The organism is Anabaena sp. UHCC 0253 (assembly GCF_009712085.1).
GTDB lineage: Bacteria > Cyanobacteriota > Cyanobacteriia > Cyanobacteriales > Nostocaceae > Dolichospermum.
Genome location: NZ_VILD01000008.1, coordinates 264,369 through 277,379, shown reverse-complemented (window position 1 = coordinate 277,379; position 13,011 = coordinate 264,369). Strand labels below are relative to the sequence as shown.

At 36.7% G+C, this 13,011-nt stretch carries 9 protein-coding genes; all 9 read left to right on the top strand.

Annotated features, from left to right (window positions below):
- Positions 1-439 precede the first annotated feature (439 nt).
- The gene (rfbF, locus tag FJR38_RS21340; protein WP_168491716.1) at positions 440-1,216 is read left to right on the top strand and encodes a glucose-1-phosphate cytidylyltransferase; all 777 of its coding nucleotides are present in this window, start codon (positions 440-442) and stop codon (positions 1,214-1,216) included.
- Positions 1,217-1,249: 33 nt separating this feature from the next.
- Positions 1,250-2,353 carry a CDP-glucose 4,6-dehydratase gene (gene rfbG, locus FJR38_RS21335; RefSeq protein ID WP_168491718.1) on the top strand — a complete coding sequence of 368 codons (1,104 nt, stop codon included), beginning with the start codon at positions 1,250-1,252 and terminating at the stop codon, positions 2,351-2,353.
- Between the two features lie 117 nt (positions 2,354-2,470).
- Positions 2,471-3,337 carry a phytanoyl-CoA dioxygenase gene (locus FJR38_RS21330; protein WP_168539253.1) on the top strand — a complete coding sequence of 289 codons (867 nt, stop codon included), beginning with the start codon at positions 2,471-2,473 and terminating at the stop codon, positions 3,335-3,337.
- A gap of 320 nt (positions 3,338-3,657) precedes the next feature.
- Entirely contained in the window at positions 3,658-4,203 is a 546-nt protein-coding gene (rfbC, locus tag FJR38_RS21325) for a dTDP-4-dehydrorhamnose 3,5-epimerase (protein ID WP_168491722.1), read from the top strand.
- Between the two features lie 2 nt (positions 4,204-4,205).
- Positions 4,206-5,519 carry an NAD(P)H-dependent oxidoreductase gene (locus tag FJR38_RS21320; protein ID WP_168539251.1) on the top strand — a complete coding sequence of 438 codons (1,314 nt, stop codon included), beginning with the start codon at positions 4,206-4,208 and terminating at the stop codon, positions 5,517-5,519.
- Positions 5,520-5,753: 234 nt separating this feature from the next.
- Positions 5,754-6,848, top strand: coding sequence for a glycosyltransferase (locus FJR38_RS21315; protein ID WP_168491726.1), 1,095 nt, complete (start codon positions 5,754-5,756; stop codon positions 6,846-6,848).
- 144 nt (positions 6,849-6,992) lie between these two features.
- Positions 6,993-9,221, top strand: coding sequence for a polysaccharide biosynthesis tyrosine autokinase (locus FJR38_RS21310; RefSeq protein ID WP_168539249.1), 2,229 nt, complete (start codon positions 6,993-6,995; stop codon positions 9,219-9,221).
- Between the two features lie 918 nt (positions 9,222-10,139).
- Positions 10,140-10,814 (top strand): heterocyst development glycosyltransferase HepC, encoded by a 675-nt coding sequence (gene hepC / locus FJR38_RS21305; protein ID WP_168539247.1) that lies wholly within the window; start codon positions 10,140-10,142, stop codon positions 10,812-10,814.
- 279 nt (positions 10,815-11,093) lie between these two features.
- Positions 11,094-12,938: a heterocyst formation ABC transporter subunit HepA gene (hepA, locus tag FJR38_RS21300; protein WP_168539245.1), complete on the top strand. Its 1,845-nt coding sequence runs from the start codon at positions 11,094-11,096 to the stop codon at positions 12,936-12,938.
- Positions 12,939-13,011 lie beyond the last annotated feature (73 nt).

The following is a 13,011-nucleotide window of genomic DNA, read 5'->3' as shown; positions in this document are numbered from 1 at the left end:
AAATCAATCAATTTTGTAGAGGTAAACCCCCTGTGGTTGCCCCAAATCCCTAAATCAATCAATTTTGTAGGGGCAAACCCCCCTGTGGTTGCCCCAAATACCTAAATCAATCAATTTTGTAGGGGCAAACCCCCTGTGGTTGCCCCAAATACCGGGGTAGGCACGGGGGCGCTACCCCTACATTAAATCCAAATCTTTTATATAATTAATTTTGCCTGCCTACTTAAGAAGGTATCAATTGTCAATTATAAATATTTTACAGATAAAATATCTTAATTTACTTCTTCTTCATTCTTTTGATGAAATTTATAGGTAAATTATATTTATCAGTTGCGGACAGAAAACAATAATCCCTCTTAATTTTCTGCATTCATTGTGCATTCTCTTCATTTCACAGTAGTTAAAGAAAAAACCACCTGCAAATCTTTGAGGTAATTATATGAAAGCGGTAATTTTAGCAGGGGGTCTTGGTACACGATTAAGTGAAGAAACCAGTATCAGACCCAAACCAATGGTTGAGGTTGGTGGTAAGCCAATTCTCTGGCACATAATGAAGATTTACTCGGCTCACGGTATTAATGATTTCATCATCTGTTGCGGTTATAAAGGGTACATCATTAAAGAATACTTTGCTAACTATTTCTTACATATGTCAGATGTGACATTTGATATGCGATTTAATCAAATGAATGTCCATTCTGGATATGCTGAACCTTGGCGCGTCACCTTAGTAAATACAGGTGATAGTACGATGACAGGGGGACGTTTAAAGCAAGTTCGTGAACATATTGGAAATGAAACATTTTGCTTTACCTATGGTGATGGTGTCAGCAATATCAATATTACAGAGTTAATTAAATTCCATCGAGAACAAAACACACTAGCGACACTCAGCGCCGTCCAACCAGCAGGAAGATTTGGGGCGATTTCTCTAGGATACGAACAAACAAAAATTACCAGTTTTCAAGAAAAACCTGAAGGTGATGGTGCTTGGATTAACGGTGGCTATTTTGTTCTCGAACCCCAAGTAATTGATTTTATTGCTGATAACTCAACTGTGTGGGAAAAAGAACCATTAGAAAAGTTAGCGAATTTAGAAGAATTATCTGCTTACAAACATCATGATTTTTGGCAACCAATGGACACATTAAGAGATAAACACTATCTAGAAGAACTTTGGAAAAGTGGTAAAGCTCCTTGGCAAGTTTGGTCATAAATAGTTGCATAGGAACAAATAAAAGGTTTAGTCATGAAATCAAATTTTTGGCATCAGAAAAAAGTGTTTGTCACAGGACACACTGGTTTTAAAGGTGGTTGGTTGTCAATGTGGCTACAAATGCTAGGGGCCCAAGTGTGTGGTTACTCTTTAAATCCGCCAACATCTCCGAATTTGTTTGAATTAGCTCATATAGCTGATGGGATGACATCGGTAATTGCAGATGTGAGAGAATTAGACAATCTCCAGGAAGTAATGCAGACTTTCCAGCCAGATATTGTTATTCATTTGGCGGCTCAACCTTTGGTACGGGAATCTTATCAAAACCCGGTAGATACCTATGCCGTAAATGTGATGGGAACAGTTAATGTACTGGAAGCAGTTAGGTCTGTATCTAGCGTCAGAGCGGTAGTTTCTGTCACTTCTGATAAGTGTTATGAAAATCGGGAATGGATTTGGGGTTACAGAGAAACAGACCCTATGGGAGGACATGATCCTTACAGTAGCAGCAAAGGATGTGCTGAATTAGTCACCACAGCTTACCGTCAATCTTTTTTCAATGCGGCTGATTATGCTCAACATAAAGTAGCCATAGCTTCCGTTCGGGCTGGAAATGTGATTGGTGGAGGAGATTGGGCAAAAGATCGTTTGATTCCTGATATTCTTAGAGCTTGGTTAGCAGGAGAGGAAGTAGTAATTAGAAATCCTCAAGCAGTGCGTCCTTGGCAGCACGTACTAGAACCATTGCATGGTTATTTAATGTTAGCTGAAAAATTATTTACTCAAGGTTGCACTTATAACGGAGGCTGGAATTTTGGTCCAAGTGAATCAGGAGTAAAAACTGTTGCTTGGATATTAGAAGAACTGCAACAGCTTTGGGGTAATGATGCTAATTGGATTCAAGATAGGAGATTTCAACCCCATGAGGCTAATCTTTTAACATTAGATTGTTCCAAAGCTCGTAATCAACTTGATTGGGAAGCTCGTTTAGATTTAAAAACAGCATTGGCTTGGATTGTTGATTGGCATAAAACATGGCAACAAGGTGATGATATGAAGCAAAAAACTCAAGAGCAAATTCAGGAATTTATGCAATTGTCAAAATCTCTAGAACAGCCTATGTTGGTTTTGCGTTAATTGCTAAGAGTTAGGGAAATTTCAACTTGTATAATTGGTGAGAAATCCAAGTTAAAAAATACAATGTATAAATTACCAAGTGTTTGTGCATGAAAAATTTTAATTGGGAGGTGTTTAATGTTTGTCAAAATTAAAGAGAAAATATCTCTGTTGCAAATAGAGTTGAATTATATAGCACAACGTTGGCAAAATCGGAGCAGTTTACCTGTTATTGATTCAGGCGATCGCAAAATTCTTAATGCTCTCAAACGTGATTGTATTTATATCACAAATCTCACGGATTTAGGGTTTGGTTATACTCCAGAATTGCTTAATGCTGCTGATATTCTCTTACCAAGTATGGTAAATACTAACTATAGCTATTCAGAGAAAATTCCGCCCAAAATTTATACAGTTACAGATTTAGCGGAATTTTCTAATTGGGGAAGAGAACCCAGATTACTCAATCTTATTGAGAATTATATGGGTGTTCCTATTGCCTATCATGGTGTACATTTACGCAAAGATTTCGCTAATAAAGATCAGTTTGCCACATTACTATGGCATAGAGATATAGAAGATCGGCGAGTGATCAAGGTCATCGTTTATTTAAATGATGTAGAAGAAAAACATGGTCCTTTTGAATATGTACCATTATCTTATACTTCTTTATATAATCCTAATTATTATCGGATTAAATCTAAGATTAATACTTCAGAAGGAATAAATGATGAAACACTAAATCAGATTATCCTCAAATCAGCTTGGAAATCTTGCCCTGGTGCTGCTGGTACAGTGATTATTGTTGATACCCGCAGACTTTTACATCATGGAACTATCCGGACTCAAGAACGTTCAACATTATTTTTTGCCTACACTACTAAATCTCCTAAACAACCACAACTTTGTAATCATTTCTGGGATGATTCTTATTTCAAACCAAATTTGTATAGTGAATCTGTTCAGGAAGAAAATGATCACGTATTATCTGTTGGTAAAAATTAGCATCTCTTAGTTTTATCAGGACTTACGCAGTCACGAAAGAATTAAGAAAGAAAGAATGAACCACGAAGGAACGAAGGAAACGAAGAGAAGAGGGTTTCAGAGATATTTTGCGTAGGTTTTAATTAAAAGAGGTTTTTTTCTTTTTCGCAAAGCAAATCCAGTTATCGCCAATTAGTAGGTGAACAGAAAAATTTAAAGGTATGTGAAGAAAAGTAAAATCGCCCAAAACTCTCTTCCTGTTCCCTTGCCCCAACGACAATTTTTAACGCCCACCTACTTTATCCATTGATTACTATCCATCTCAACCAATATTATTATCCATGATTTTTACCTCCACTAATCTTTCTGGTGCTTTCATTGTTGACTTAGAACAAAAATCAGATGCTCGCGGTTTTTTTGCGCGGACTTTCTGTGCTGATGAATTTGTAGCACATGGTTTAAAACCTACGGTTGCCCAATGTAATCTTTCTTTTAATCATAAAAAAGGGACATTGCGAGGAATGCACTATCAAAGTCTTCCCGCAGCCGAAACAAAATTAATTCGCTGTACTCAAGGAGTTATTTATGACGTAATTATTGATATGCGTCCTGAATCTCCCACTTATCTAGCGCATATTGGTGTAGAACTGAGTGCAGAAAATCGCCGCGCTCTTTATGTTCCAGAAATGTTTGCTCATGGTTATCAGACTTTAACAGATGATGCTGAAGTTATGTATCAAGTGGGTGAATTTTACACTCCTGGATATGAAAGAGGTTTGCGTTATGATGATGCAATTTTAGAAATTTCTTGGCCGTTGAGTGTTACTGAAATATCCGATAAAGATCGGAATTGGCCTTTACTAGAATCTATGTTAATAGGAGTTTAATCATGATTATTGTTGATAAAGCCTTACAAGCGCGGGCTGCATTAGGTAAACCTGTGAAAGTAGCGATGATTGGGGCTGGTTTTATGGGTCGAGGCATTGCTAATCAAATTATCAATTCTGTGCCTGGAATGGAGTTGGTAGCGATCGCTAATCGGCACATTGATACAGCCCAACGAGCTTATTTAGAAGCGGGTATTGAGGATATCAAGGTGATTACAAATGTAACTGATTTAGAAGATGCGATCGCTGAAAATAAATATGCAGTCACCGAAGATGCCATGTTGCTATGTGAAGCAGAAGGCATAGATGCAATCATTGAAGTGACAGGAACAATTGAATATGCAACTCATTTGGTCATGTGTGCGATCGCTCATCAAAAGCATATCATTTTAATGAATGCTGAACTTGATGCCACACTCGGACCCATCCTCAAAGTCCATGCAGACCGCGCTGGAGTCATCCTCAGTGCCTGTGATGGCGACCAACCAGGGGTAGAGATGAACCTGTACCGCTTTGTCAAAAGCATCGGTTTAAAGCCCCTTCTCTGTGGCAATATCAAAGGTTTACAAGACCCCTATCGCAACCCCACCACCCAAGCAGGTTTTGCCGAACGCTGGGGGCAAAATCCCGCCATGGTGACAAGCTTTGCCGATGGGACTAAAATTTCCTTTGAGCAAGCGATAGTGGCTAATGGCACAGGGATGAAAGTAGCCAAGCGCGGAATGTTGGGATATAACTACACAGGTCATGTTGATGAAATGACCAAAATGTATGATGTTGACCAACTCCAAGAATTAGGCGGTATAGTTGATTACGTTGTTGGCACTAATCCCAGTCCCGGAGTGTTTGTATTTGCCACCCACGAAGACCCCAAACAACGCCATTATCTCAATCTTTACAAATTAGGTGAAGGACCCCTCTACAGCTTCTACACCCCCTATCACCTCTGTCATTTTGAAGTTCCCCTGTCTGTTGCCCGTGCTGTCCTCTTCCATGATGCTGCGCTTGCACCAATCGCTGGACCTGTTGTTGATGTCGTCACCACTGCGAAAATTGACCTCAAAGCGGGAGAAACTCTTGATGGTATTGGTTATTACATGACCTATGGACAATGTGAAAATTCCCCAATTGTTCAACAAGAAAACTTATTACCAATGGGTATATCTCAAGGATGCCGTTTGCAGCGCGATATCCTCAAAGATCAAGTTTTAACTTACGATGATGTCGAATTACCAGAAGGCAGACTTTGCGATCAATTACGGGCTGAACAATCAGTTTATTTTGCACCTGCGAAAACTTTAGCACTCACAAAATAGTTTTAAAAATCAGTATCAAGATAATTCAGAGGTTTCCTGATATTTTCATCAGACCTCTGAATTTACATATATAGCAAAAATTAATTGCATAATCAGGTGCTAATTGATTGGCATCGTGAACACGGAATTTCGGTGCATAATCACTTTTATAGTAGAGCGATCGCTACTTTTAGGAAATAGGGAAAAGAGAGGATAATTACCAATTACCACTCACTCAATTATAGGGAATTCAGTATGAAAATTGCTCTCGTTCATGATTACTTAACTCAACGCGGTGGGGCAGAGCGTGTATTTGAATTACTGTGTAAACGCTATCCCGATGCTGACATTTTCACCTCATTATATGATTCAGAAAAAAGTATTGATCTAGGTGAGAGAATTATCAATACAACATTTTTGCAAAAAATTCCTGGTGCAACTAAATATTTTCGGATGTTAGCCCCCTTATATTTTCCTGCATTTCGGTCTTTGGATTTACAAGATTATGACCTAATTATTAGCAGTAGCACAAGTTTTGCGAAAGCAGTACGGAAAAAACCCCAAGCCAGACATATTTGTTTTTGTCATAATGTTACCCGATTTTTATGGGACACAGAAACTTATTTACGGGAATACGGAGACTATAGATACTTTGCTCCCCTCATCGAAAAAGTATTTCAAATGATGAGAAATGTAGACCTGAAATATGCTCAAGAACCAGATATGTACATTGCCAACTCTAGCATTGTGGCCAGGCGCATTCAACAGATTTATAACAAGCAAGCCATAGTTATTAACTATCCAATTGATACTAGCAACTTTGTTTTTTCTGATACTAAATCAGAATACTACCTAGCATCAGCGCGGATGATAAGTTATAAACGTCTTGATATAATAGTCGAAGCTTTTAATTGGCTAGGCTGGAATTTATTAATATCAGGTGATGGACCAGAAGAAGAAAGATTAAAAGCTCATGCTTTGCCCAATATCCAATTTCTTGGTCATGTTAGTGACAAAGAACGTAAAAATTTATTCTCTAAAGCCAAATCAATAATTGTTGCGGCCTTAGAAGATTACGGTTTAGTTCCAGTCGAAGCAAATGCTAGTGGTACACCAGTAATTGCTTATGGAGCAGGTGGAGTATTAGATACTCAAATACCAGGTAAAACTGGCGTTTTTTTTAATAGACAAACACCATGCTCTTTACAAGCAGCATTACTAGAGGCCGGAGGAATATCTTGGGATTATGAAACCATTCGTAATCATGCTGTTAGTAATTTTTCCGAACAGTCATTCTTTAGTAAAGTTGAGCAAATTATTGATCAAGCTAGTATCGCAAGACGGAATTAAAAATTGAAAAAGCAACTTCTACCAGCTTTTTGAGAATTTTTAATTGTTAGTTAACTTCTGTCATTGTGTGCTGGATGTGTGCATCACTGATTCATTTAATTTTTTAGGTGTTTGCGTAATGTGTCGCAGATAAGGATAATAAAAGTGGTTCAAACTAGTCTAAATCCAAATATAAATTCAGCATCAGAAACAGAACCAGGCTATGGACAAATATTTGCCGTACTGCTCCGGCGATTTCCCTGGTTATTATTAGTATTGCTGAGTTCTACAGCTATTGCTGGCATCATTACATTAAGAACAGAACCCAGCTTCAAAAGCACCATGCAATTGTTAGTAGAACCTAACTATCAAGGTAAGAAAGAAGCTGATACCATTGAAAGCCAGTTTACTGATGCTAACGTAGTGGTAGATACTGCTACTCAACTGAACTTAATGCAGAGTTCTGGACTAATTCAAAAAGCAGTTGATAAACTCAAAAATGAATATCCAGACTTAACTGTAATGGATTTAAAAAAGTCCTTGACCTTAACTCAAATTAAGACTCCAGAGGACAATATTGCTACTAAAATATTTCAAGTTGACTATAGCGATAACGATCCAGAAAAAACACAAAAAGTGCTGACTGCCATTCGGCAAGTTTATTTAGAATACAATAAACAACAGCAGGATTCACGCTTGCAAAAAGGTCTACAAGTTATCAGAGATCAATTAAGAAAAGCTACTGATGAAGTAACTGCTTCAGAAGCAAATCTGCAACGGTTTCGCAGAAATCAAAATCTAATTGATCCGGAAACTCAAGCCAAAGCCATAGAGGCAACTTTAAATACTATCCAACAAGAACGACAAACAACTCGTTCCCAGTATGAAGAAGCTATAGCAAAGCAAAAATCTTTGCAATTACAACTTAACCGTTCTCCACAAAATGCTCTAGTTTCTTCTCGTTTGAGTCAGTCTACCCGCTACCAAGGTTTACTTAACGAAATTCAGAAAACAGAATTAGCCTTAGCACAGGAAAAACTACGCTTCACAGATGATACTCCCAGCGTTCAAAAATTGAACGAACAATTACAAAGTCAGAAACAACTTCTACAAAAAGAAGTTACTAGAACATTAGGACAAAGATCCAATCGTGTATTTAGTCCTGGAGACAATCTTTTAGAACAAGGACAACTTGGTGAAATTGATCTTAACCTCACAGGTCAATTAGTAGACACACAAACTACCATAGTTTCATTAAGCGCCCGTGATCAAACTTTAGCAACCAAAGAAAAAGAACTACAAGCAGACCTGAAACGCTTTCCTTCTCTATTAGCTTATTACAATCGCATTCTTCCCCAATTACAATTTAGCCGGGAAAGATTGGAACAATTATTAAGAGCCGAACAAAAATTACGCCAAGAACTTTCTAAAGGTGGATTTAATTGGGAAGTAGTAGAAGAACCTCAAGAAGGTATTAAAACTGGTCCAAATCTCCGACAAAACCTCTTATTAGGAGGAGTAATTGGCTTAATGTTTGGCGGTATTGCTGCCTTTATTCGTGAAGCCTCTGATGATGCTGTCCATACTACTGCTGAATTAGAAAAACAAGTTTCTTTGCCATTATTAGGAACAACTCCTAAATTGCCACCGGCTAAACCCAGAGAATCAATGATCAAATTGCCATTTGGCAAACCAGAAGTTCTCGCTCCTTGGACAATTCAGGTACTACAATCTCCTCCTCGTTGGGAATCCCTTGATCTCATTTACAAAAACATTGAACTGCTCAATAATGTCTCTGATTTAAGATCCTTAATGGTGACATCAGCGTTACCAGATGATGGTAAGTCAGCTTTAGCATTAGGTCTAGCCATGAGTGCCGCTCGCTTGCATAAAAAGGTATTACTAATTGATGCCAATTTGCGCTATCCTAACCTGCACAAACAATTAAATCTTCCTAATGAACAGGGACTTTCTACATTATTAGAAAGTGAAGTTACCTTACCAAATCAAATTAGTGTTCCCTACTCCGGTTCATCTTATATTGATATCTTGACCGCTGGACCTATCCCTACTGATCCTGCCCATCTTTTGAGTTCTCCCCGGATGATCCAATTGATTGCTGCATTTGAAGAAAACTATGATTTGGTACTCATAGATGCCCCCTCAGTGCTGGGTTTAGTGGATGCTATGCTCACAGCGTCATCTTGTCGAAGTGTGGTGATGATGGCGAGTATTGGTAAGGTGACACGCACCCAACTTAATCAAGCTACAGGTATGTTGAGTAAGTTAAATTTGATTGGGGTTGTGGCTAATGGTGTTTCCCCATCTGATAGCACTTATGTACCCTATGTCAAGCCAAAACATTTGGTATTACAACAAGCAATGGAAGAGTAAACCAAGCTATTTCCTAATTATTCAACCAGGTTTTATATTATTGACCCCTCATACTTCATGGGGGTTTTTTATTGACGAGATTTATTTAGATAACTCAAGTTATCTGGTAATGGGTAATTGGTAATTGGTAATAGGTAATGGGTAATTGGTGATTGGTAATGGGTAATTGGTGATTAGTAATAGGTAATTGGTGATTGGTGATTGGTGAGTAAATTTCTGTTTTTATTCTGTTAATCCTTTAATTGGTGGATACATTTATAGCGGTTATCGCTAGGATGCAATACAATCGAGGGCGCAGGGCCTGCGCCCCTACAGGCTTTGCGATTTGCTGACTGTATCTCACTCAAGTGCATACCGCTATATAAGCATTTGTTGGGTTTCGCTGTTGCTTAACCAAACCTACACCTCATAAATCGGGATAAATATCCGCAATAGTCAGATATCCAATTCATGATAAAAATCTAGTTTACTGTTACTTGTATAGCATTCCTTAGTCTAACGAGATACAAATTTATCTGCGTTCATCTGTGTTTATCCTCTTCCATCTGCGGTTAATTATTTATTCTTATATCTCACTTAAACAGTAACTGCTACAAATGATAAATAACAAAAAAATATGTTTTGCAAGTCACAAAATATTGGTTAATTTTATTTAGTTACAATTAATTCAATTTATCATAACTTGATATTTTATAGAAAAAAGGAATATCTATTTAAAGAGTAAATAAAGAAGTTGCTTATTGATGATCTATTTATCGAGAGTCTTATATTCTAGAGATTGAGACACATATTCCCAGCCTCAAGCTAAGGACAACCTGACTATTTTATAGTGGAGATAACCATAGGGAAATACTGATAATAATTTCCTCTGCGGATATTTCCAGTCAACCTTTTACTACTTTATTCCTGACAATATATATGACAACTTCAGTTATTCCTAGTCTAAATAATAACCTTATTATCTCTCCTGAATTTGACACTATTAATCCATCATCTTGTACCTTAAAATGGCGCAGAGGAAAGTTATTAGTGAAAACTTCTACACAATCACCACAGCCCTATTTAAATTTAGTAGAAGATGCAGAATCCCTAGTCAAGTGTTTAAAACATTCTTCAGTGAATTTAGTGAGTGTAGATCCAAAACTCGGTAATTCTCTATTGAAATTTTGGGCAAATGCTTGTAAAAAAGCTAATAAACCCATCTTTATCAATATTCCTAAATATCAGAAATTACCCAAAAAAGGTAATCAAATATTCAGAATTTTTCAAAGAATTGTTGATTGGAATTTAGCTTTATCCTTGTTGCTGTTGACAAGTCCATTCATGCTGGGATTATTTATTGTCATGCAGGTATATTCTCCCAAATTATTGTTTGATTATGAATGGTATGTTGGAGAAAAAGGTCAACTTTTTCAGGCAATTAAGTTTAGCTCAATTGCTAAAAATGAAATTACAAATTTTCTACCTGGTGTAGGTAAATACTTTCTGGAAAATGTGTCTAATTTACTGAATGTGTTACAGGGTAAATTTTACTTAATTAATAATCCTTGTTTGTCGTTAGAGGAAGTAGTGAATCTAAACTTAGAAAAATAGGAGTGATGATTTAAAATTCACTGGACTACAATCTAGGATAAATATATATTTATCCAAATGATAAAAATTTCCTGGTTTGATATTTTCAAGCATGAATTATGTAGCTAATTCAAAACAAAAAACCTATGCAGATAGAGCTTTATAACGATTTTCACCGAAGTTGTAATTGCATTTATGGTTTTTGTCATCTTATTCGGAACAACTCAATTTAAGAATATTTATTGTTCTTTTAGTTGATGCTTCTGTGCTTAATTATCAAAATAACAACTTCAAATGTTTATGGATTCTAAATTTATACCCTCAACCGTGAAAATCTTGCAATCTACAAGTTTTTGGCAAAATAATCGGTTAATATTGCGAGAATTTAAACATTTTCGGTTGGTGGCAATTTTAGCTGTAGTTTTTTCAGTAATATCTGCCAGTTTAGAGGGATTTGGTTTAGGATTTTTGTTGGTATTTCTACAAAGCTTAACCACTCCTGGTGCAGAACCTGTGCAAACAGGAATTGAATGGTTTGATATTTTGATTTTAGGAATTAATGCTTCCGCAAATGAGCGATTATATCGAGTATCGGCTTTAATTGTAATTACCACCTGTATGCGTGCATTGTTCAACTACCTGGGACAATTGTGCATTCAGTTTAGTGAAGTCAGCTTAGTAGACAATTTCCGCAAACGAATTTTTGAACAATTAGAAGCTCAAAGTCTCAGTTATTTTGGCCAGAAAAAATCTGGAGAATTAATTAATACACTCACCAGTGAAATGGAGAGAATTAGACAGATTTTCGGTGGTATAGCTTTTTTAACCACTAGAAGCTTCACACTGATAGTTTATTCTATTTCTTTGTTTATTCTTTCATGGAAACTCTCTATAGTTTCGATTTTGCTATTTAGTCTTTTAGCAGTAGGATTATCTACACTAAATAAACAAATTAGAGAACGTAGCTTTGCGATTACTACAGCTAATGATAATTTTACTTCTAGGACACTAGAGTTTGTCGAAGGTATCCGGACAATTCATGCTTTTTCTACTCAAGAATTTGAGCGAAAACGATATTATCAAGCGAGTGAAAAAATAGTTGATACTTGGAAACGAGTTTATTGGATTTCTTTAGTAGTTAAACCTCTGGCAGAGAGTATAGCTACGATGATTTTGATTAGTATGATTATTGTGGCAATCGTCACAGGTTTAATGAAAGTTTCGGCTTTGTTAACGTTCTTCTTTGTACTGTTCCGAATTATCCCCATGACTCAGGATTTGAATGGAGTGGTAGCTTTTTTAAGTACCCAAGCAGGAGCAGTAGAAAATATCAAGAATCTATTAAAACCTGATGATAAAATCTATTTTCAAAATGGAAAACTTAAATTTCCTGGTTTGAAAAGATCCATTGATTTAATATCTGTTGATTTTGGTTATAATCCCAATCAACGGATTTTACATGATGTTACTCTCTCGATTGAACAGGGGAAAATGACGGCTTTAGTGGGTTCATCTGGGGCTGGTAAAACTACATTAGCAGATTTAATTCCTCGATTTCATGATGCTACTGAAGGCTCTATTTATATAGATGAAGTTGATATTCGCAAATTTGAAATTAACTCTCTTCGTCGGAGAATAGCAGTTGTTAGTCAAGATACATTTATTTTCAATACTTCTGTTTGGAAAAATATTGCTTATGGGACACCAAAAGCCACAGAATCGCAAATTAGAGAAGCGGCTCGACTTGCCAATGCTCTTGAATTTATTCTAGAAATGCCTGAAGGTTTTAATACACAATTAGGAGATAGAGGAATTCGATTATCAGGGGGACAAAGACAAAGAATAGCGATCGCTCGCGCATTACTCAGAAATCCCGAAATTTTGATTTTAGATGAAGCTACAAGTGCTTTAGATTCTGTTTCTGAGCGTTTAATTCAAGAATCATTAGAAAAACTCTCTGTTGGTCGGACAGTAATTGCGATCGCTCACCGTCTTTCTACTATTGCTAAGGCTGATAAAATTGTCGTCTTAGAACAAGGCAAAATTGTAGAACAGGGTAAATATCAAGAGTTACTAGAACTTAAAGGGAAGCTTTGGCAATATCACCAAATGCAATATGAAATTAGACCTACTAGCGATAGTTAAGCTGCTCAATAATCAAGGTTCATTACTCAAGCTTTTCAGGGATGCAGAGAATTGATACGGGAGGAATAAAATA